This is a genomic window from Pseudomonas sp. AGC41, assembly GCF_057334555.1.
Window position 1 is genome coordinate 49823 of the sequence record NZ_JBHFJB010000089.1, and the last position, 19598, is coordinate 69420.

A 19598-nucleotide genomic window follows, 5' to 3' on the forward strand; every position below is an offset into this window, starting at 1 on the left:
CTCCCACAGGGGCCGGTATCCGAGTACAAAAAAACGGCGCCTTCCCTTCCGGGAAAGCGCCGTTTTTGTAAATGAACAACTCAGGCCATGACAGCCATCACTGCCTTATCAGTCGTCGCGACTCATCAACCCGAACAGCTGCAGCAGGCTGACGAACAGGTTGTAGATCGATACATACAGGCTGATGGTTGCCATGATGTAGTTGCGCTCGCCGCCGTGGATGATGGCGCTGGTCTGGTAGAGGATGCATACCGACGAGAACAGCACGAAGCCGGCGCTGATCGCCAGTTGCAGGCCGCTGATCTGGAAGAAGAAGCTGGCCACTACCGCACCCAGCAACACGAAGAAACCGGCGGTGATGAAACCGCTCAGGAAACTCATGTCCTTGCGCGAGATCAGCACGTAGGCCGACAGACCACCGAACACCAACGCCGTCATGGCGAAAGCCGAGCTGACCACTTCGGCGCCGCCCTGCATGCCCAGGTAGCGGTTGAGGATCGGGCCAAGCAGGAAGCCCATGAAACCGGTCAGGGCGAAGGCCGAAACCAGGCCCCAGGCCGAATCACGGAGCTTGTTGGTCAGGAAGAAAAGGCCGTAGAAACCGATCAGCACGACAAAGATGTTCGGGTAACCGACACGCATCTGTTGTGCGACGAAGGCCATCACACCGCTGAAAGCAAGGGTGAGAGCCAGCAGGCCATAAGTGTTGCGCAGGACGCGGCTAACCTCTAGCTGCTCAGCCTGCACGCTGTTGTTCACTGCGTAATCCTGTTCGCGCATGGCGACACTCCTCCGGGTTTGAAACATTCAGTGGCAAGGATAATAACAGACGCTCTGTAACAAGCTACGTAGAGAGTTTGACAGTGTGTTTCATTCGGGTATTATGGCGCCCGCAACGCAGTACGGAGGTGTGGCCGAGTGGTTTAAGGCAACGGTCTTGAAAACCGTCGACTGTAACAGGTCCATGAGTTCGAATCCCATCGCCTCCGCCATCTTCTAACGTTAAAGCCCTGATCATTCAGGGCTTTTTCGTGTCTGGCGTTTGAAAAAACAGTGACGGTCTTCACAAAGGAAACAGTGCATGCCATCCCCTAGCCCACTCAAGGAAAGTAAAGTGACCAGCAAAACCATCGGTTCGATCGTCGCGGCAATTATCGGCGTGGTCCTGTTATGCGTGTTCTTTGGCAGCTGGTACACGGTTGATGAAACCGAGCGTGGCGTGCTTTTGCGCAACGGTGCCCTGGTTGGGGTGGTTGAACCGGGCCTGTCATTCAAGACGCCATTCATCGAGTCGGTCCGCCTGATCAGCACACAGAGCCAAGTGACGTCCTATGACGACCTGCAGGCGTACAGCAAGGACCAGCAATCAGCCGAGCTCAAGGTGTCCGTGTCCTGGCATATCGCGCCTTCCGATGTGGCGAAGGTCTACACCCAATTCAAGGACCTGGAAGGCATCCGCGACCGCATGATCAGCCGGCAGGTGCCGACGCAGGTGGAAAATGTGTTCGGCAAGTTCAACGCCGTCGCCGCCGTGCAGAACCGCGTGCAACTGGTCAATGACATTTCGGCGGCGATCAAGGCAACGATCACCGGGCCGGTGATCATCGACAGCGTCCAGGTTGAAAACATTGATTTCAGCGACGCCTACGAAAAAGCCATCGAGGCGCGCATGGCTGCCGAAGTGCAGGTCAAGACTCGGGAGCAGCAGCTCGCCACCGAGCAGGTCCAGGCTCAGATTCGGGTAACCCAGGCCCAGGCGGAAGCCGATTCGCAAGTTGCCCAGGCCAAGGCCGACGCGCTGGCCACCGAGCTGCGCGGCAAGGCCGAAGCCGAGGCGATCAAGGCGCGCGCCCAGGCGCTGGCCAGCAACCAGAACCTGGTGGAGCTGACCAAGGCCGAGCGTTGGAACGGTGAACTGCCCACCACCATGCTGCCCAACACCGCGCTGCCTTTCATCGATCTCAACAAGTAATGCCCCTCGGCGCTGCCAGTCCTGGCCGCGCCTCCTCGCAGCGCAATACGCCCGGAGCACATTGGTCCGCCTCGTTGGCGCTACACTCTGCTCACTGACGCATCCGATGTTTGAACGTTAGCAGGGAGCTCGACGTGTACCCAGGCCAAAGCAGCTCGACGAAACACCCCGTCTCCCTTATCAAGAAATACAAATGGCCCGCCTTGTTGGCCACCGCGCTGGCCGTGTTCTCGGCTCTGATATTCTTCCTGATCAAATCCTACACGGACGACACGACGACCTTTTTCGAGTCACGGGACTTCATTCGTCAGCTCAAACAAGCCGACGCCAACTGGAACGTGAAGATTCTCAGGAAAAAAATAGGCGTCAACAACAACCTGTCCCTTGCCCCACCGCCCGACGCGCAAAGTCGATGGGAGCAATTGGAGCAACTGAACAGTTCCGGACCACTCGCTGCACTTTGGGCGTCGAGACGCAACGGCTACATGGACGCGGTCAGGAACAAGACCCTGTTGGTGGAACAGTTCGAGCAGCACAATGCCAAGCTGCGTGCGTCTCTGGATGCTCTTCCGACGGTAGAGGATGAAATCCAGGCGCTGCTGCTACAGATGAAGGATGACGGAGAAATCGCTCGGCTGACCGCCGCCTCCAATGTTCTCGACCTGGCGCTGACCACCTTGGAATACGCGCTTTATGTCACCTCGGACAAAGCGAGCGAACTGCAAGGACAGCTAAGCGAACTCGAACGCCAGATCGACCAGCTACCCTCCTTCTATCGGCCGGCTTTCACCTCGTTGACCCGGCACGTCAAGACCGTCATCCAGGAACAGCCGGTGGTCAACGATCTGCTGGATCGCATCAGCGTTATCCCCGTCGCCCAGGAACTGGACAGCATCAACGAGCTGCTCAACGAAACGCAGCGCAGAACGGCCGCGACCGATCGCAAATACCATATGTACCTGGCCGTTTGCGCCAGCCTGATGGCGCTCTTGATGATCTACCTCGCCGTACGGCTGGTGCGCAGTTCTTCGCTCATCAACCAGATCAACCATGAGCTGCAAACGTCCAACGACAAGCTGGAGCAACGCGTGCAGGAGCGTACGCGCGAGTTGAAGGAGGCCGAGCGTGAGCTGGTGGACGCCGCGCGCATGGCAGGCATGGCCGAGATCGCCACGAACGTGTTGCACAACGTTGGCAATGTGTTGAACAGCGTCAACATTTCAGCGGAACTGGTGACCCGCAAGTTGAAAACCAGCAAGACGCAAGGGCTGGGCAAAGCGGTAAGGATGATGAATGAACATGCCACCGACCTGGGTCAGTTCATCACCGAGGATGAAAAAGGCAAGCTGTTGCCCCGTTATTTCAATGAGCTGGTGGATTCCATCGCCACCGAACAGGGCTTGCTGATAGAAGAACTCGCGCAGCTGACCAAAAGCATCGACCACATCAAGGAGATCGTCACGACTCAGCAGACCTATGCCGGGGCTGCGCGGCTGATCGAGCCGCTGAATGTGGCCGACCTGTTCGAAGATGCATTGCGCATGAATTCGGGGGCGCTCAGCCGACACCAAGTCGCCGTAATCAAGGATTATCAGGACATTCCGATGATCATGGGCGACAAGCATCGCCTGCTGCTGATCCTGATCAATCTGATCAGCAATGCCAAGGCCGCCATGTCCAACGTCGAGCCGCCACGGGAAATCACCCTGGGGGTCCGCATCGTCGACCAGACAACGCTTTGCGTCAGCGTCAAGGACCGTGGCGAAGGGATCGCACCTGAAAATCAGGCGAGGATCTTCAACCACGGATTCACGACCCGCAAGGATGGCCACGGTTTTGGCCTGCACAGCTGTGCCCTGGCGGCGGTGGAGATGAACGGTCGCCTGCAGGTTAAAAGCGACGGACCGGGGCAAGGCGCCCTGTTCACTCTGGAAATCCCGCTGGAGCTGGCAACTTCCTGAGAACGGTCGGCGACGCGGCGAGCGTTCGATGCCCGCCGCGAAGTCGACGGAACGTCTGTTTACCTGACGTTGGCGGACGCAGCGCTGCGGCGTCTCCTGGCGGGCAACGCGGCGGCATAGGCCAACGCTTCCTCACGCGAAGCAAAGGACCCCAACCGGTCCGCCTGGGTGCAGACCCTCCAGGGCCCGCTGTTCACGCTGAGCACGTCATAGCCGTTGATGTGCATTTTGGTCAGCATCGCAGTACTCATGATCGTCACCTCCTCAAGAAAACGGGGTTACCGTGCCTACCTTACTCCCGGTGCGCCCATAAGGGCCGACCGAGCGTCGCCACGCTGGCTACTCATATGCCCGTCAGTCAGGATCGCGCTTCCATAACCAATCCCACAGACCGGGCAGGCGCACCGGCTGGGTGGCGTCCTTGAGGGTCCGGGCCATTGCTGCGCGCTCCAGCGCCTGGCGGTCGTCATAGAAAGGTTTCGCGTAGGTCTTCAATCCGGTGGCCTGGGCGCTGTCGATCAGGATCTGCAGATACTCCCGCGCATGACGGGCGGTATAACGGTTGAGGTCATGGAAGGTCACTACCACCGGAATCACCCCGTCCACCGCAGGCAGCTGCCCGGCGGCGATGCGCTCACGTACCTCCGAGAGCTGGCGTAGCAGGTTTATCCGCCGGCGAGGACTCAGGGTAATGCCCCAGACCTTGCCATCGTTGGCGCTCAGGTCAGTCAGCAAAACATGCATGCCATGCCGTTGGTAGGCGGCGAAGGTGCGCTGGTCGTAGCTCCAGAATGGCGGCCGGACCAAGGTCGGCGGCATGCCGGTAACCGCGGCGATGTCGGCTGCACCGTGGGTGAGTGACAGCTCCAGCTCTTCGGGATCGAGGGATCGATGGTTGGTGTGCCAATGGGTAGCCGTGTGAAAACCCAGGACATGCCCCTCGCGATGCTCACGCCGCAGCACCGAACGACCGATGTCGCTACCACCGGCCCGTGGCGCTCGCGTCTGGACAAAAAACAGCGCCTTGATTCCCGGCTGCACCGGGTTGTCCGCAAGGGCGTCGAGCATCTCCAGGCTCGGGTTCCAGAGGGATGACGCGCTGGGACCGTCATCGAATGTCAGGAGGAAACGGATCGGCGGCTGGACACGCAAGCGTTGCTCGGTTTGCGCGGTCAGTTCGATGGGCGGGCCAATGCATCCCGACAGACCGCTGACAAACAGCACCACAAGCACTGCCTTGGCGAATTTATTCATGTCCTGCCTTTATTCAGTGCCAAACCTGCGTCGCCTTCGATCCCTGGCACCGGTGTTGAAGCCCACCTTGGAGAAGGTTAACCGGGTTTGGTTCCTCACCATAAGCGCCTTCATCCACGGTGTGTGATACATCTCACGCGGCAGCCCTGTCCGCCTTGGTTTTGACCGTCTGGAAATTCGATGGAATTTTCCGAACGCCTCCGTATCCATCCGTATAGGATCAATTAGGGAGGATTTATGGGCGGTCCATCGCTTTACATCATCGACTACGTGCTCCATGGCGAGCCCAAGTCTTTCATCATTCGTGCAGAAGTGATGAATAACTCCGAAGCTTGGCATTGGGCCAGTTGCGATGCGGGTGTCGGACGTATACCCAAATTCGGCAGGGAAAAAGTCAAGCGGGTCTCCAAACCCATGGCAGAAAAATATGGCATTACCGATGTGCGCTGGCGAGCCTCCGTCGCGCCGTCCTGGGTCAGGGAGTCAGGCTGAAACAGAAATGAACACGTCCGGCGTACCGATTGTCCAGTCGTGCGCCGGATATCGACCGATCAGAAATATCTCAACTACGCTTAACTGCAGCATGACCCGCCATCACTGGCGGGTTTTGTGCTGCCCCATCCCGACCTTATAACGGAGGTGTGACATGTCTGAAAAAGAGTCCATCACCACCCTGCTCACCCTACTGGAATCGCGCCAGGCGCGGCTGACGGCCGCCTGCAAGGAAATTGCCGACTGGGTCGACCACCAGGGCGGGCATCCCGCCGCCGTACGAATCCGCGACCGACTCAATGATATCGAGAAGGACGCCCCCACGATCCAGAGCGCCCTGTCGTCATTGAAGCCCGCGGAACCGCCACTGCCCAAGTTCCGCTAGCCATCACCCCAGGCAGATCTCCCCTGTTCCACGGTTGGAAAACAATGGAACGAGCAGGTTATTTGCGCCTCGATATCGTTAGGTATCGCTGCAAATCATCTTGAAAGGGAGAACCATCATGAATGCCAAGGTCCTGCTTCTGATCGCCTGTGCCAGCCCTGCCAGCGTCCTGGCGCAAGGTTGTGACGTCATCACCCGGTCCCAGAGCCAGGCGGTGCCGGCAATCGAAACCCGCAGTTGCTATGAGTACAAGGGCGTCCCTGCCGAAGCCATCGGCTGGTCGTGCAGCAACGAAAGCAAGGGCACGCTCAGCACCGAGAAGAAACCCGTCGAACGTTGCGCCGAGGGTTATGTAGCCACCTGCCAGGCGAGGCTGACCCAGGAGGCCCTGGCCAATTCCCATTCCACCAGCAAGGACCGCAGTGGCAGCTCGGCGAATCTGCCGGACAATGCCCAGGTCACCCGCTACTACTACGGCGCAGAACAGCTTCAGCAAGCGAAAAAGGACTGCGAAACCACCGGCGGCCAATGGAAAAACCGTTGACCGGGGTGGCCCGCATATCCCGATGTCAGCCCTTGCTGTGCTCGGGCGACGAAGGCGGATTCTTGATGCCTCGCGGCCCGGCCACACCCCAGATAATCAAGCCCAGCACCGGCAGGATGATCAGCAGCAACGCCCAGCCTGCCTTGGTCCCGGCCGATTTGTCGCTGCGAAAGACGCTGACGATCGCCCACAGATCCAACAACAACACGATTACCGCAACCGCGATCCAGAAATAACTGGCTAGTTCAGACATGGCCTTATCCTCTTGTCAGTCTATGGATTAGGCATGACCGCTGCGGGACCGTTCAAAGAATCTGCCTGTTAACTGCGCCGAGGCAATGCAGCTACAAGCGTTCATTCAGATAGGCGACCCATTGCTCATAGGCCTCGTGTTGGCGCCGGACGGCCTCATCCCAGGCAGTCCCGGACATTTGATGGACACAGATCAGCGCCATCATTTCTGACGTCGCTGTGTCGAGCTCGACTAAAAGCTCGTGGGATTTGATCTTGAAGTCTTCAACGGTGGTCATCTCTTCTCGCTCCCCCATTACCGGGACCGGATCGTCCACCCAACATTGATGCGTTTTTCCGGCGCTGATTCATTTTTTGCGATGACCGGTCGATGATCCGCAACACCAATAGCCACTGGTGAAATAAACGCAGCCTTTCCTGGCTGCCCACGGTCCCAGCGGTATGAGCCGAAATACTTTTTGAACGCGCGGATGACGCAAGGCTCAAATATTGCAGTTATATTGCAATTTAATGACAGTCGGTAAGTGGGCAACGTTTATGAAAATTCGAGCGACCGTCATCTGCGAAGAAAACCGCCACATCCTCCTGGTCCGTAAGCCCAAAAGCCGCTGGGCCCTGCCCGGCGGTACCGTCGAGCGTGGCGAGACGCATGCCGCTGCCGCCCTGAGAGAGCTGGCGGAAGAAACCGGACTGAGCGCCGAAAACCTGCTTTACCTGATGCGCATCAGCGATGGCGACACCGAACATCACGTCTTTGAAGCCTCGGTCAACGACTCGAAGGACGCCAGGCCGCAAAATGAAATCAGCGACTGCCTGTGGCACCCCCTGGATGCCCTCGCCCAATTGCAGATGAAAAAGGGCATGCGGGAAATACTCGAAGCGTTTCGGCGCAGGTTGTAAAACCCGGCGCAGCGGCCGGGTTCCATGGAGTTATCTGCAAACTATTTCGCTCCGCCATTCTGGCGGTTCGTCTGGGCGTCCTGATCGGATCCGGGGTTTCCCGGCGGCGGATTCCAGTCTTCCGGCCTCTCGCCAGTGCCCTGCTTTGGCTCGGATTCAGCCTGTTCAAGACCGGAATCATGCCCTTCGCCAGTCTCCGGTGTTTTTTCATCGGGTCCCGGGTATGGCGCTTCCGGACCGTTATTGTCGATTACCATGATGTGTCTCCCGTTCTGGAGCGCAGGATCTGCGCATACCTGTGAGAGGGTTCGCTCGGGCGGGAAGTGCTATGGCGTCGACGAGCGGATGAAAAACGGCTGATCGGCCTGATACTGCTCACTCAATAGAAAGGACAAACCCGTGGCGAGGGAGCTTGCTCCCGCTCGGCTGCGAAGCAGTCGCAGACCAACGGATGCGGTGTGTCTGAAGCTCCCTGCTTTTCAGGTTTTGGGGCCGCTTCGCGACCCAGCGGGAGCAAGCTCCCTCGCCACGGGTTTGGGGTGATCGGCCGGGCTGTTTTACGGTTCCCAGAAACGAAAAAGGGCTTGCATCAGCTTTCGCTCGCAAACCCTTGATCTTGGATGGTGCCCGAAGCCGGAATCGAACCGGCACGCCCTTACGAGCGGGGGATTTTAAGTCCCATGCGTCTACCAGTTTCGCCATTCGGGCGGTAGCGCGGTCAAGCCGTGTGAAACTGGCAAATGTACATCTGACAGGATCCAGGCTGGTGCAACAGAGCGGGAAATATATACATCCCTCCCCTGTGAAGCAAGGTTGGCATTGGCCTTTTCAAGACAAAACCTTTCCTTGCCTGGAAATAAAAAAGCTCTGTAGATCAATAATCTACAGAGCTTTTAAAAGTGGAGGCCGAAGTCGGAATCGAACCGGCGTAGGTGGATTTGCAATCCACTGCATAACCATTTTGCTATTCGGCCTCAAGACGCCTGATGCACTACAACCACATCAACCGCATACAAACTGTATCGGAGTCCAACTCGCTTATAGCGCGCTATCTCCTTGAAAACATTGAAGTTTTTTACGCCTCGATGCATTCGATGGGCGCAATTATGTACTCATTTGCCCAGGCTGACAACCCCTTGATTTCAAAAAAAATTTACCTGACGGCGGGCCAATGCGGCTTTCCGCAGGGTAGCGCAACGAGCTGGAACCCTTCTCCTCCTGCTCATCGGGAAACCATCGACTTAAACGGAACAACCTCCTTCACCCTCGGTTCATTCGTTATGTCGTCCTTGAATCAGTAAAGGAGAATCATCATGACTGAACGCCCGCAACTGGTGGCGAGCCGGGCTCCGGTGCCGACGCCTTCGCATCCCAATCTCGGCAAGCCAGAGCGCCTGATGTCGCTGGCGGCCGGTTCATTGTTGATCGCCAACGGGCTACGCCAAGGCGGCCTCAAGGGCTGGCCGCAGGTATTGCTTGGCGCGTGTGCTGCCTGGCGTGCCTACTCCGGCACGTGCCGGGTCAAGCAGGCGCTGACTCATAGTCCGTTCGAGCAGAGCTTCGAACAGGATCGTGACTGGGGCGGCAGCAAGGTGATTTCCCGCAGCATCACGGTCGGCAAGCCCAGGGGGGAAGTGTTCGCGTTCTGTCGCGACCCGGCCAATCTGGGTGCGCTGATGCCCTGGATCGACGCCATCGAGCAGACCGGCGAGCGCACTTATCGCTGGGTCGCCCATGGCCCGATGGACAAGACGTTGCACTGTGACCTCGAACAGTGCGAGCCCAAGGAAGACCGCAAGCTGCACTGGATCGCCGGCCCGGACAAACGATTCAAGCACGATATCCAGATGCATTTCAGCGATGCCCCGGGCGGGCGCGGTACGCAGATCAAAGTCATTGTCGCTTGCCAGACGCCGGTCGGCGCGGCTGGCTACGCGCTGGCGGCAGCGATTTCCCGGTTCTCGGACAAAGCCTTGTTGAATGTGCTGCGCAGCATCAAGCAGCAGCTTGAAACCGGAGAAGTCAGTACGAACAAGATGCGCCCGCAGCAGACGCAGGATTTCCTCTTCGTACACCCCGCCACCCGGGCGACTCAGGCATCCGCCAATGACTCACCCACTGACCAGCCCGAACTCAACGGAGGAACCGTCTGATGCGCGCATTGACTTGGCAAGGCCCCAACAAGCTTCAGGTCGAGACGGTCGACGACCCATCCATCCTCAACCCTCGCGACGCCATCGTGCGGGTGATCCTGTCCTCGGTGTGCGGCTCGGATCTGCACTTGCTGGGCGGTTACGTGCCGACCATGCAGGCCGGTGACATCATCGGTCACGAGTTCATGGGCGAGGTGGTGGAGACCGGCTCGGCCGTCACGCAATTGAAAAAGGGCGACCGAGTTGTCACGGTGTCGATTGTCGGCTGTGGAGAATGCGAGCACTGCCAGCGCTCGGACTTTTCCTGCTGTGACAATTCCAATCCGAACCCCACGGCGACAGACATTGCCTACGGCCAACCGGCGTGCGGCATCATCGGCTACAGCCATGCCTTCGGCGGTTATGCCGGCAGCCATGCGACCTATATCCGCGTGCCCTACGCCGACGTCAATCTGTTCAGCATTCCCGAAGGCGTCAGCGATGAGCAGGCCGTGTTTGTCTCCGACGCAGTGCCTACCGGCTATTTCGCCGCCGACAACGCCGACATTCAGCGCGGCGATACGGTAGCGGTCTGGGGCTGCGGCGGGGTCGGGCTGATGGCGATCACCAGTGCCTACCTGCTGGGCGCCGAACGGGTGATCGCCATCGACCGTTTTGCCGATCGCTTGCGCCTGGCCGAGGAAAAAGCCGGGGCCATCGCTCTCAATTACGAAACCACCGATGTGCATGCCGCCTTGCTGGAGCTGACCGGCGGCCGTGGTCCGGATCGCTGCATCGATTGCGTCGGCATGGAGGCCCACGGCACCGAGGTCGATTATTTCTACGACAAGACCAAACAGCTGCTGCGCCTGCACACCGAGCGCGGAACCGTGCTGCGCCAGTCGATCCGCGCCTGCCGCAAAGGCGGGACGGTGTCGGTGGTCGGGGTCTATGGCGGCTTGCTGGACAAATTCCCGATGGGCGCGATCGTCAACAAGGCCCTGACCCTGCGTTCCGGCCAGCAACCGGGACAGCGCTACGTGAAGCGCTTGTTCGAACATATCCAGAACGGTGAGCTGGACCCCTCCTACCTGCTGACCCATCCCATGGGGCTAGAGCAGTCGGTGGAGGGCTATGAGATGTTCAAGGAAAAACGCCAGGATTGTCTGCGGGCGGTATTTCGGCCGGAGTGAAGCTCGTGGCGAGGGCGGGTGCGCGCCAACGCCGGGAATGATTGTCGGAACATTTTCCCCTTGCCCGGATCGGCGCACTGGTGGATAAGACACAGCTTTGTCGCCCTGCGAATGTGTCCATGCCCCATATAGGTCTCCCCCAGGCTTCCAGTGTCCGCCTGCTCGTCTTCCTGCTGTTCTCCATCCAGCTGGTTTCCATGGGCGCGATGGAAATGAGCGGGCCGTTCTGGCCTGTGCATTTGCGCCAACTGACCAGCAATGACGCGCTGTTCAGCTTCGCCAGCACGGCGGTGTACGTCGGCCCGATGCTGGGCATCATTCTGACCAGTGCCTTCTGGGGCCGGATCGGTGATCGTTACGGCCATAAGTTGATGATGATCCGCGCGCTGGCGGGGCTCTCGTTGACCCAGCTCGGGCTGGCATTGAGCAGCGATATCTGGGTGATCCTGCTCCTGCGTTTCCTGCAAGGCGCCTTTGCCGGTTATATCGCCCCGGCCCAGGCCTATGGGGTGAGCATCGAGGCACCGTCGCGGCGGGCCAGGCTGTTTGCGATCCTGCAGATTTCCACGAACGTCGGTTCGTTGCTCGGGGCGGTGGTCGGCGGGCTGATTCTCGATCATGCGACGTTTTTCTGGATCAACATCGTGGCCTCGGGCCTCTGCGCCGTATGTACCGTCGTCGCGGCGCTGGCGTTGCCCAACGTGGCGCCAGTCAAAAAAGCAGCTCTGGCAGACGGGCCTCCCCTTCCGCCCAGACTGTTGAACCCGGCGATCAACTGGCTGCTGGGCATCATGGGCCTCCTACTGCTGGCGCGAATGCTGCCGCAGACTTCGTTTTCCTTGTACGTGGGGGCGACCTTCGAGGTCAGCAATGCCATGGTCGGGCTTTGCTACGGTTTGCTGGCCCTGGGCTTCATTCTTTGTGCGACGTCCTGGGCGCGCTACTTCGAACGGCACAATCCGGCGCAAACGCTGCAGGCGATGGCGAGCATTGTCATCGGCCTGGTCATCGTCACCGCGGTGGCCGGCCTGACGCGCCAGCCGGTCGTCTTCGCCCTCGCCTATTTCATCTGGGGCCTGCTGCTGGGCGCGACCACGCCGGTGCTGACGGCGCTCATCTCCAAAAGCGTCGACAACAGCCGCCAAGGCCAGGCGCTGGGGTTGGCCCAGGGCGTTTCACAGACGGCATCGATCATTGGCATCTCCCTTGGCGCATTGCTCAGCCAGGTGTACGGCCTTGAGCACATTTTCCTTTATGTCTGCCTTGCCTATGCAATCGCACTGGTGCCGTTGATACTGCTGCGCCACAAACCGCTCGGAATCGCCGACAGGGCTGGCGAATAACGACACAAACCGAAAATGCCGCCTATCAACCTTGCGCGGCACTGAGCGCCTCCACTACTATTGGGAATAATTCTCACTATCAAAAAAATACAACAGCCATGAGCGATCCAGGGTCAGCGGTCAACGATTGTCACCTGCGCACCGTCGCAGACCTCTACAGCGGACACCATGGCTGGTTGTACGCCAGGCTTTATCGAAAACTGGGCAATGCGCTGGACGCCGCCGACCTGGCCCATGATACGTTCATTCGCATCCTCGCCTCGAAGGTGGCGGTGATCGACGAACCGCGTGCGTACCTGAGCTGCGTCGCCGGGGGTATCCTGGTCAACTGGTTCCAGCGCAAGGCACTCGAACGCGCCTACCTCCAGGCACTGGCGACATTGCCCGAGCCCGAGGCGCCATCGCCCGAACGGCGCTTGCTGGTGCTCGAGACGCTGCATGAAATCGACGCCATGCTCGACACCCTGCCGCCCCTGGTAAAGCGTGCGTTCCTGCTGTCGCAGATCAACGGCCTGAAATATGACGACATCGCCACGCAACTCGGCGTTTCGCTGATCACCGTCAAGCGCTACATGAAGCAGGCTTTCCTGCACTGCCTGTTGCTGGTGGACTGAATGCCTGCCCATGACCGCCACGCCCTCGACCCGGCCATTCTCAACGAAGCCGCCGATTGGCTGATGCGCCTGAGCGAAGGCAGCGTCAACGACGCCGAACGCCTGGAGTGGGAACGCTGGCGTGCCAGCAGCCCGGCCCACCGCCAGGCCTGGGCGCGGGCCGAACTGCTGCTGAGCAAGCTGCAAGGCTTGCCGCCCGCGCTGGCGATGCCGGCGCTGGACCGCCCGAGCAATCCGGCGCGGCGTGCCGCCATCGGCAAGCTGGCCGCCCTGCTCGCCCTGGCGCCATTGGCCTGGGGCAGCTGGAAGCTCAACGACTGGCAACAGTGGACCGCCGATTACCGCGCTCCGGTGGGCGAGCGCCGCGACCTGACCCTGACCGACGGCACCCGCCTGACGTTGAACACCGACACCGCAATCGATGTGGTCTTCGACGAACGCCAGCGCCTGCTGCTGTTGCGCCGAGGCGAAATACTGGTCCAGACCGCAGCGGATCCAGCAGCGCTCGCCCGGCCGTTCCGGGTGCAGACCAGCGAAGGCCGGATGCAGGCGCTCGGGACGCGCTTCAGCGTTCGCGAAGACACCGGCCATACTCGCCTCGTCGTGCTGGAAGGCGCGGTGCGCATCGAGGTCAAGGGCATCGGCGAGCAAGTGGTCGGGGCTGGCCAGAGCAGCGGCTTTACCGCCCGGGGCATCGACGCCCTGAAACCTGTCGACAAGTCAGTGCTGGCCTGGACCCAGGGCATGCTGATGGCCGACAACATGCGCCTGGCGGATTTCGTCAACGAACTGAGCCGTTATCGCAACGGCGTCCTGCGTTGCGACCCGGCGATCGCCAACCTGCGGATATCCGGCGCCTTTCCCCTGAACGACAGCCGGCAGACCCTGAACATGCTCGCCCGAACCTACCCCATCCGCGTCACATCCCGCCTGGGCGATTACTGGGTCATGCTGGCGCCGGCATGAGCCCTGAAAAAATATTCGGGCGGGGCTGATACTTTTTTCAATCCTGGCTGGCTTAGAGAGCAAACCCTCTGCACAGGATCACCCCGCCATGCCCGTTGCCCGCCCCCTGCGTTCGGATCGCACGCTCAATCTGGCGATTCGCAGTGCCATGCTCAGCGTTGCGCTTTCCACCTTGAGCCCATGCACCTGGGCGGCACCGGGCGCGCCGCTGGACAACGTTGCCAGCCAGTCGTACAACATCCAGCCAGGCCCCTTGGGTGCCACGTTGTCGGCGTTCGCCGTGCAGGCCGGCATCGCATTATCGTTTGAACCCTCCCTGACCCAAGGCTTGAACAGCCCGGGCCTTTCAGGCCAGTTCACCGCGCGTGAAGCGTTTACCCGATTGCTGGCCGGCAGCGGCCTGGAACTGGTCGCCCGCGACGATGGCAGCTACACCCTGGAAAAATCCGCTGGCGACGGTGGGCTGGCCCTGGCGCCAACCACCATCAACGCCGCCGAGGTGCGCCCCGGGGATTTGCCGGCGGCCTACAGCGGAGGCCAGGTGGCCCGTGGTGGCCGGGTCGGCCTGTTGGGCAACAAGGACCTGATGGACACGCCGTTCAGCGTCAGCAACTACACCTCGACCCTGATGAGGGACCAGCAGGCCGTGACCGCCGCCGATGTGCTGGAACGCGACTCCTCGGTGCGCTCCACCGGCCAGACCGGCGGCATCGTCGATTCGTTCTTCATTCGCGGTTTCCCGGTGGGCGAAGGCAACCTGGGTGAGCTGGCGTTCGACGGCGTGTACGGCGTGGCGCCGAACTACCGGGTGTTCACTGAATATGCCGAGCGCATCGAAGTCATCAAGGGCCCGGCGGCCCTGTTGTACGGCATGTCGCCCAACAGCGGCGTCGGTGGCGTGATCAACATCGTGCCCAAGCGCTCGCTGGACCAGGACCTGACTCGCGTTACCGCCAGCTACGCCATGGACACCCAGGCAGGCGGGCATGTCGACATCAGCCGCCGCTTCGGCGAGGATCGCCGCTTCGGTGTGCGCATCAACGGCAGCCTGCAGGGTGGCGACACCGCGATTGACAAGCAGTCCCGGGATGTCGGCATCGGTGCGATCTCCCTGGATTACCAGGGCGACCGGTTCAGGACCAGCCTGGACCTGATCAGCCAGGAAGAACAGTGGGACGCGCCCTCCCGGCCGTTTGCCATTGCCAGTGGTGTCGAGGTGCCTTCGGCGGCCAACGGGCGCAGCAACGTGACCCAGGAATGGGGCTGGTCCGAAACCCGCGACAAGTCGGCGCTGCTCAGTGGCGAATATGACCTGAGCGACAACCTGACGGTGTTCGGCCACGCCGGGGGCGGCAAGTCCGATGTGGCACGACTGTCGGACCAGACCCCGACGATCCTCAACGGCGCCGGCGACACCCGCTCGATACCGGGCTACTACAAGTTCGAGGTGGAGCGTTACACCGTCGATGCCGGTGCCCGTGCCCACTTCGAAACCGGTCCGGTCAGCCACAGCGCCACCTTGCAGGCCAGCCGCTATCGCGATGAATTGCGCCGAGGAATCAATTCCGGCGCCCCGGTGTTTTCGAATATCTATCACCCGCTGGCACGCGACAAACCGTCCATCGTGTCGCCCGATGTGGCGAAGGTCTCGGATACCGAACTGTCCGGCGTGGCCCTGGCCGACACCTTGTCGATTCTCGATGAACGGGTCCAGGTAACGCTTGGCCTGCGCAAGCAGAGCATTGAATCAAACAACTACAACACTCTCGGAAATGTCACCAGCGCCTATGACGAAAGCGAAACCACGCCGTTGTTCGGCGCGGTGGTCAAGCCCTGGGAACATGTGTCGTTCTACTACAACTACATCGAAGGCCTGAGCAAGGGCGACACCGCGCCGGCCACCGCGAGCAACTCGGGCGAAATCTTCAAGCCCTACATCTCTCGCCAGCAAGAAGTCGGGGTCAAGGTCGACTACGGCACGTTCACCTCGACCCTGGCGCTGTTCCAGATCAAGAAACCCGCCGGCGAATTGACCAACGGCACCGCGGGGAGCGTGTATTCGGTCCAGGGCGAGCAGCGCAACCGCGGCATCGAACTGAACATGTTCGGCGAACTGCGCGAGGGCACGCGCCTGCTCGGTGGCGTCACCTTGCTCGACGGCGAACTCACCAAAAGCGGGACCGCTGCCAATCGCGGCAACAAACCGGTGGGCGTGCCCGAGGTACAAGCCAATCTCTGGGCCGAATGGGACACCCCTTGGGTCCAGGGCCTGACGTTGACCAGCGGAGCGATCTATACCGGCAGCCAGTACGTCAATCAGGCCAATACCCAAGAGCTCGACCCGTGGACGCGCTTTGATGCCGGCGCCCGCTATAGCACGGTGTTCGAGGGCCGGCCGACCACGTTGCGGGCCACGGTGCAGAACGTGTTCGACCGCGAATACTGGTCCGGCGTGGCCTCCTACGGTGCGTTCTCCCAAGGCGCGCCACGCACCCTGTTGCTTTCAGCGACGGTCGACTTCTGATTGCGCCTCGCCCCGAATAGCGCGTGCACCGCTGGCGGGGCGATCCCTGACAAGGTTCCAACCATGCAGATTCCACTTCTGACGCGCTCATCGCTCACCGCCTGGCTGCTGGGTGCTGCCACCCTGTTGCTGAGCGGCCTGTGTTTTTCAGGCACCTCGCCTGTCACCAAAACCACCGTCACCGACTTGCTCGGCCGCCAGGTCCAGGTGCACATTCCGGTGCAACGGGTCATTCTCGGTGAGGGTCGCCAGTTGTACCTAGTCGCGGCGCTCGACACCGACAACCCGATCCGCCGCATCGTCGGCTGGCGCAAGGACCTGATCCAGTCCGACCCGGACACCTACGGCGCCTACCTGCGGCGCTATCCGGCAATTGCCCGGATTCCGACCTTCGGCGGTTTCGAAGACGGCACCTTCGACATCGAGCAAGCGATCAGCCAGCAACCGGACGTGATCGTCCTCAACATCGAGGCCCAGCACGCCACCGAGGACGCGCGCTACATCGAGAAGCTCGATGCGCTGGGCATTCCGGTGGTCTACGTCGACTTTCGCAATAACCCGATGCAGAACACCGAACCGACCATGCGCCTGTTTGGCCAGCTGTTCGGCGAAGAGGCACGCGCCGAGGCGTTCATTGCCTTTCGCAACCAGCAAATCCGTCGCGTCACCGACGTGATCCAGGCCCGCCAGCCGCCCCGCCCGAAAGTGTTCATCGAACGCATCGGCGGCTACACCGACGATTGCTGCCTGAGTTTCGGCAACGAAAATTTTGGCCGTTTTGTCGAGCTGGCTGGTGGGCGCAACATTGCCAGCGCAATCATTCCCAACACCTTTGGCCAGTTGAACGCGGAACAGGTGATCGTCGCCAACCCGGAACAGGTGGTGGTCACCAGCGCCAACTGGGAGGCCTTTGCGCCGGGCGGGCACTGGGTCGGTGTCGGGCCCGGTGCCGACCTGGCCGAGGCGCGGCGCAAATTGCAGTGGTACACCGCCCGCCCGGCCTATGCCGGGATCAAGGCTCAGCAAACCCAGGGCTTTCATGCCATCTGGCACCAGTTCTACAACAGCCCCTACCAGTTCATCGCCATCCAGCAACTGGCCAAGTGGTTCCATCCGGAGCTGTTCAGCGACCTGGACCCCGACGCGACGTTTCGCGAGTTTCACCAGCGCTTCTTGCCTGTGCCTTATGAGCCAGGGTATTTCGTCAGCCTCAAGCCCGCGCAGGCCCAACCATGAATGGCCGTATCGAGGGGATCGCCCTGGGCACGATTTACCGCGAGCAGGTCTGGCGCAAACGCTTGATCCTGATCGGCCTGGCCCTGTTGCTGTTGTGCAGCGTGCTGCTCGACCTGGCCCTCGGCCCGGCCAGCTACAGCCTGGATGAAGTGCTGGGCGCGCTGTTCTCCCCCGATGCCGCGGCGCCCCAGGTGCGGGTAGTGATGTGGGATATTCGCCTGCCGGTGGCGCTGATGGCCGTGGCCGTGGGCGCCGCGCTGTCCCTGGCCGGCGCGCAGATGCAGACCATCCTCAACAATCCGCTGGCGAGCCCATTCACCTTGGGCATCTCGGCGGCGGCCAGTTTCGGCGCGGCCCTGGGCCTGGCATTCGGCGTGGCCCTGGTGCCGGTGATCGCCCAATACATGGTGCCGCTCAATGCCTTTATCATGGCGATGCTCTCGGCACTGCTGATCCATGTCCTGAGCCTGCGCCGGGGCATGACCAGCGAAACCATCGTGCTGCTCGGTATCGCTCTGGTGTTCACCTTCAATGCGCTGTTGGCGCTGGTGCAGTTCTTCGCTACCGAGCAGGCCGTGGCCGCCGTGGTGTTCTGGACCATGGGCAGCCTGACCAAGGCCACCTGGCCGAAACTCGGTGTGATCTGCCTGGTAATCCTGGTCACCTTGCCGATTTTTGCCCGCCGCGCCTGGGCCATGACCGCCCTGCGCCTGGGCGATGAAAAAGCCGCGAGTTTCGGCATCAACGTGCGCAAGTTGCGCTTGCAGACCCTGGTCATGGTCAGCCTGCTGGCCGCGTTTCCAGTGGCGTTTGTCGGCACCATCGGCTTCATCGGCCTGGTGGGGCCGCACATCGCCAGGATGCTGATCGGCGAAGACCAGCGTTTCTTCCTGCCGGCCTCGCTGCTGACCGGCGCGCTGATCCTGTCGGCCAGTTCGGTGGTGAGCAAGACCCTGATACCCGGGGCGATCTTTCCGATCGGCGTGGTCACGTCGCTGATCGGCGTGCCGTTCTTCATTTCTCTCATTCTGGGCGGCAGGAAACAGTCATGGTGACAATCGAGCTGCAAGGTGTCGGCGCTCGTTATGGTCGTCGGTCGATACTGGACGGGATCACTACGCCGCTGCTCACTGGTGGCGAGGTCGTGGCGGTGGTGGGCCCCAACGCGGCCGGAAAATCGACCTTGTTCAAACGCATCGCCGGCCTCATCGACGGCCCCGGCCATGTTCGCCTGGAAGGCTCGCGCAGAGGCCAGCAGGGCATTTGCTATATGCCGCAGAATCTCAACGCCAACGCCCGGCTGACGGTCTACGAATCGGTTCTGCTCGCGCGCAAACAGCAGGCGCCCGGCTGGACAGTGCAAGCCGATGAGCTGGAAGTGGTGGACCGCATCCTCGCGTCACTGGGCATCAGCGATTTATCGTTTCGCAACCTCGGTGAACTGAGCGGTGGGCAGCAGCAACTGGTGTCGATCGCCCAGACCCTGGTGCGCGAGCCCGAAGTCCTGTTGATGGACGAACCCACCAGCGCCCTGGACATGCACCGCCAGGTCCAGGTCCTGAGTTTCATGCGCGCCCTCGCCCGCCAGCACTCGATCATCGTGTTCATCGCCATTCACGACCTGAACCAGGCGTTGCGCTTTGCCGACCAGGTGCTGGTCATCGCCGAGGGCACCCTGCAAGGCTGCGGTCGAAGTGAAGAAGTGATCACCGAGCAGATGCTGCGCAACGTGTATCGGGTCCAGGCCCGGATCGAACTCTGTTCAAAGGATGAGCGGCACATCATCGTGGACGACGTGGTTTGAGCGGGCAGCGTGGCGAGGGAGCTTGC

At 60.9% G+C, this 19598-nt stretch carries 22 protein-coding genes and 3 tRNA genes; 17 read left to right on the forward strand and 8 right to left on the reverse strand.

Going from position 1 to position 19598, the window contains the following annotated elements:
- Positions 1-108: 108 nt before the first annotated feature.
- The gene (locus tag ACE04F_RS16315; protein WP_434600996.1) at positions 109-780 is read right to left on the reverse strand and encodes a Bax inhibitor-1/YccA family protein; all 672 of its coding nucleotides are present in this window, start codon (positions 778-780) and stop codon (positions 109-111) included.
- A 124-nt stretch (positions 781-904) separates the two neighbouring features.
- Here ACE04F_RS16315 and ACE04F_RS16320 point away from each other — a divergent pair.
- The 3 genes from ACE04F_RS16320 to ACE04F_RS16330 all read left to right on the forward strand — a co-directional run bounded on the left by ACE04F_RS16320 (position 905) and on the right by ACE04F_RS16330 (position 3933).
- Positions 905-992: transfer RNA gene (locus ACE04F_RS16320), tRNA-Ser, on the forward strand.
- Between the two features lie 122 nt (positions 993-1114).
- Positions 1115-1972, forward strand: coding sequence for an SPFH domain-containing protein (locus ACE04F_RS16325; RefSeq protein WP_305501228.1), 858 nt, complete (start codon positions 1115-1117; stop codon positions 1970-1972).
- 134 nt (positions 1973-2106) lie between these two features.
- On the forward strand, positions 2107-3933 hold the full coding sequence (locus ACE04F_RS16330) for a DAHL domain-containing protein (RefSeq protein ID WP_486108267.1): 1827 nt from the start codon (positions 2107-2109) through the stop codon (positions 3931-3933).
- Positions 3934-3992: 59 nt separating this feature from the next.
- On the opposite strand, the gene ACE04F_RS16335 is transcribed toward ACE04F_RS16330, so the two are convergent.
- A complete protein-coding gene (locus ACE04F_RS16335) occupies positions 3993-4184 on the reverse strand; it encodes a DUF2188 domain-containing protein (protein ID WP_305500606.1) in 192 nt (63 codons plus the stop codon).
- Between the two features lie 103 nt (positions 4185-4287).
- Complete coding sequence (locus ACE04F_RS16340) at positions 4288-5187, reverse strand: polysaccharide deacetylase family protein (protein WP_486108269.1); 900 nt, start codon at positions 5185-5187, stop codon at positions 4288-4290.
- 237 nt (positions 5188-5424) lie between these two features.
- On the opposite strand from ACE04F_RS16340, the gene ACE04F_RS16345 reads away from it, so the two are divergent.
- From ACE04F_RS16345 to ACE04F_RS16355, 3 genes are all read left to right on the forward strand, one after another.
- On the forward strand, positions 5425-5679 hold the full coding sequence (locus tag ACE04F_RS16345; RefSeq protein WP_305500602.1) for a DUF6555 family protein: 255 nt from the start codon (positions 5425-5427) through the stop codon (positions 5677-5679).
- A 154-nt stretch (positions 5680-5833) separates the two neighbouring features.
- A complete protein-coding gene (locus ACE04F_RS16350) occupies positions 5834-6064 on the forward strand; it encodes a hypothetical protein (protein WP_305500600.1) in 231 nt (76 codons plus the stop codon).
- Between the two features lie 118 nt (positions 6065-6182).
- Entirely contained in the window at positions 6183-6608 is a 426-nt protein-coding gene (locus tag ACE04F_RS16355; RefSeq protein WP_486108272.1) for a hypothetical protein, read from the forward strand.
- A gap of 25 nt (positions 6609-6633) precedes the next feature.
- Here ACE04F_RS16355 and ACE04F_RS16360 read toward each other — a convergent pair whose 3' ends face one another.
- On the reverse strand, positions 6634-6861 hold the full coding sequence (locus ACE04F_RS16360) for a PLD nuclease N-terminal domain-containing protein (protein WP_486108274.1): 228 nt from the start codon (positions 6859-6861) through the stop codon (positions 6634-6636).
- Positions 6862-6952: 91 nt separating this feature from the next.
- Positions 6953-7138, reverse strand: coding sequence for a hypothetical protein (locus ACE04F_RS16365; RefSeq protein WP_486108276.1), 186 nt, complete (start codon positions 7136-7138; stop codon positions 6953-6955).
- A gap of 259 nt (positions 7139-7397) precedes the next feature.
- On the opposite strand from ACE04F_RS16365, the gene ACE04F_RS16370 reads away from it, so the two are divergent.
- Positions 7398-7760 (forward strand): NUDIX domain-containing protein, encoded by a 363-nt coding sequence (locus ACE04F_RS16370; RefSeq protein WP_486108278.1) that lies wholly within the window; start codon positions 7398-7400, stop codon positions 7758-7760.
- 41 nt (positions 7761-7801) lie between these two features.
- Here the strand turns inward: ACE04F_RS16370 and ACE04F_RS16375 are convergent, their stop codons facing one another.
- The 3 genes from ACE04F_RS16375 to ACE04F_RS16385 form a co-directional block, all read right to left on the reverse strand.
- Positions 7802-8017, reverse strand: a complete 216-nt coding sequence (locus ACE04F_RS16375; RefSeq protein WP_305500591.1) for a hypothetical protein — start codon at positions 8015-8017, stop codon at positions 7802-7804.
- 364 nt (positions 8018-8381) lie between these two features.
- Positions 8382-8468, reverse strand: a tRNA-Leu gene (locus ACE04F_RS16380).
- A 192-nt stretch (positions 8469-8660) separates the two neighbouring features.
- Positions 8661-8734 (reverse strand) — tRNA-Cys (locus ACE04F_RS16385).
- A 12-nt stretch (positions 8735-8746) separates the two neighbouring features.
- On the opposite strand from ACE04F_RS16385, the gene ACE04F_RS16390 reads away from it, so the two are divergent.
- The 10 genes from ACE04F_RS16390 to ACE04F_RS16435 all read left to right on the forward strand — a co-directional run bounded on the left by ACE04F_RS16390 (position 8747) and on the right by ACE04F_RS16435 (position 19572).
- A complete protein-coding gene (locus ACE04F_RS16390; RefSeq protein ID WP_486108280.1) occupies positions 8747-9061 on the forward strand; it encodes a hypothetical protein in 315 nt (104 codons plus the stop codon).
- A 12-nt stretch (positions 9062-9073) separates the two neighbouring features.
- Entirely contained in the window at positions 9074-9913 is an 840-nt protein-coding gene (locus tag ACE04F_RS16395; protein WP_486108282.1) for an SRPBCC family protein, read from the forward strand.
- Positions 9913-11085 (forward strand): zinc-dependent alcohol dehydrogenase, encoded by a 1173-nt coding sequence (locus tag ACE04F_RS16400; RefSeq protein ID WP_486108284.1) that lies wholly within the window; start codon positions 9913-9915, stop codon positions 11083-11085. Before ACE04F_RS16395 ends, ACE04F_RS16400 begins: the two co-directional genes overlap by 1 nt.
- A 119-nt stretch (positions 11086-11204) precedes the next feature.
- Positions 11205-12428, forward strand: coding sequence for an MFS transporter (locus ACE04F_RS16405; protein ID WP_486108286.1), 1224 nt, complete (start codon positions 11205-11207; stop codon positions 12426-12428).
- Positions 12429-12526: 98 nt separating this feature from the next.
- Positions 12527-13042 (forward strand): sigma-70 family RNA polymerase sigma factor, encoded by a 516-nt coding sequence (locus ACE04F_RS16410; RefSeq protein WP_486108288.1) that lies wholly within the window; start codon positions 12527-12529, stop codon positions 13040-13042.
- Positions 13043-14008, forward strand: a complete 966-nt coding sequence (locus ACE04F_RS16415; RefSeq protein ID WP_486108290.1) for a FecR domain-containing protein — start codon at positions 13043-13045, stop codon at positions 14006-14008.
- An 88-nt stretch (positions 14009-14096) separates the two neighbouring features.
- On the forward strand, positions 14097-16532 hold the full coding sequence (locus tag ACE04F_RS16420) for a TonB-dependent siderophore receptor (protein ID WP_486108292.1): 2436 nt from the start codon (positions 14097-14099) through the stop codon (positions 16530-16532).
- Between the two features lie 63 nt (positions 16533-16595).
- Positions 16596-17768: an ABC transporter substrate-binding protein gene (locus tag ACE04F_RS16425; RefSeq protein WP_486108294.1), complete on the forward strand. Its 1173-nt coding sequence runs from the start codon at positions 16596-16598 to the stop codon at positions 17766-17768.
- Positions 17765-18823, forward strand: coding sequence for a FecCD family ABC transporter permease (locus ACE04F_RS16430; RefSeq protein ID WP_486108296.1), 1059 nt, complete (start codon positions 17765-17767; stop codon positions 18821-18823). The genes ACE04F_RS16425 and ACE04F_RS16430 overlap by 4 nt, the downstream gene beginning before the upstream one ends.
- Positions 18817-19572, forward strand: a complete 756-nt coding sequence (locus ACE04F_RS16435) for an ABC transporter ATP-binding protein (RefSeq protein WP_486108298.1) — start codon at positions 18817-18819, stop codon at positions 19570-19572. Before ACE04F_RS16430 ends, ACE04F_RS16435 begins: the two co-directional genes overlap by 7 nt.
- Positions 19573-19598 lie beyond the last annotated feature (26 nt).

Excerpts from the sequence above, each read along its gene's own strand:
- ACE04F_RS16400 (WP_486108284.1), top strand. The coding sequence starts at position 9,913 with ATGCGCGCATTGACTTGGCAAGGCCCCAACAAGCTTCAGGTCGAGACG.
- ACE04F_RS16395 (WP_486108282.1), top strand. The coding sequence starts at position 9,074 with ATGACTGAACGCCCGCAACTGGTGGCGAGCCGGGCTCCGGTGCCGACG.
- ACE04F_RS16420 (WP_486108292.1), top strand. The coding sequence starts at position 14,097 with ATGCCCGTTGCCCGCCCCCTGCGTTCGGATCGCACGCTCAATCTGGCG.
- ACE04F_RS16350 (WP_305500600.1), top strand. The coding sequence starts at position 5,834 with ATGTCTGAAAAAGAGTCCATCACCACCCTGCTCACCCTACTGGAATCG.
- ACE04F_RS16370 (WP_486108278.1), top strand. The coding sequence starts at position 7,398 with ATGAAAATTCGAGCGACCGTCATCTGCGAAGAAAACCGCCACATCCTC.
- ACE04F_RS16340 (WP_486108269.1), bottom strand. The coding sequence starts at position 5,187 with ATGAATAAATTCGCCAAGGCAGTGCTTGTGGTGCTGTTTGTCAGCGGT.
- ACE04F_RS16315 (WP_434600996.1), bottom strand. The coding sequence starts at position 780 with ATGCGCGAACAGGATTACGCAGTGAACAACAGCGTGCAGGCTGAGCAG.
- ACE04F_RS16435 (WP_486108298.1), top strand. The coding sequence starts at position 18,817 with ATGGTGACAATCGAGCTGCAAGGTGTCGGCGCTCGTTATGGTCGTCGG.
- ACE04F_RS16375 (WP_305500591.1), bottom strand. The coding sequence starts at position 8,017 with ATGGTAATCGACAATAACGGTCCGGAAGCGCCATACCCGGGACCCGAT.
- ACE04F_RS16410 (WP_486108288.1), top strand. The coding sequence starts at position 12,527 with ATGAGCGATCCAGGGTCAGCGGTCAACGATTGTCACCTGCGCACCGTC.
- ACE04F_RS16365 (WP_486108276.1), bottom strand. The coding sequence starts at position 7,138 with ATGACCACCGTTGAAGACTTCAAGATCAAATCCCACGAGCTTTTAGTC.
- ACE04F_RS16345 (WP_305500602.1), top strand. The coding sequence starts at position 5,425 with ATGGGCGGTCCATCGCTTTACATCATCGACTACGTGCTCCATGGCGAG.
- ACE04F_RS16405 (WP_486108286.1), top strand. The coding sequence starts at position 11,205 with ATGCCCCATATAGGTCTCCCCCAGGCTTCCAGTGTCCGCCTGCTCGTC.
- ACE04F_RS16430 (WP_486108296.1), top strand. The coding sequence starts at position 17,765 with ATGAATGGCCGTATCGAGGGGATCGCCCTGGGCACGATTTACCGCGAG.
- ACE04F_RS16355 (WP_486108272.1), top strand. The coding sequence starts at position 6,183 with ATGAATGCCAAGGTCCTGCTTCTGATCGCCTGTGCCAGCCCTGCCAGC.
- ACE04F_RS16415 (WP_486108290.1), top strand. The coding sequence starts at position 13,043 with ATGCCTGCCCATGACCGCCACGCCCTCGACCCGGCCATTCTCAACGAA.
- ACE04F_RS16425 (WP_486108294.1), top strand. The coding sequence starts at position 16,596 with ATGCAGATTCCACTTCTGACGCGCTCATCGCTCACCGCCTGGCTGCTG.
- ACE04F_RS16390 (WP_486108280.1), top strand. The coding sequence starts at position 8,747 with ATGCACTACAACCACATCAACCGCATACAAACTGTATCGGAGTCCAAC.
- ACE04F_RS16360 (WP_486108274.1), bottom strand. The coding sequence starts at position 6,861 with ATGTCTGAACTAGCCAGTTATTTCTGGATCGCGGTTGCGGTAATCGTG.
- ACE04F_RS16335 (WP_305500606.1), bottom strand. The coding sequence starts at position 4,184 with ATGAGTACTGCGATGCTGACCAAAATGCACATCAACGGCTATGACGTG.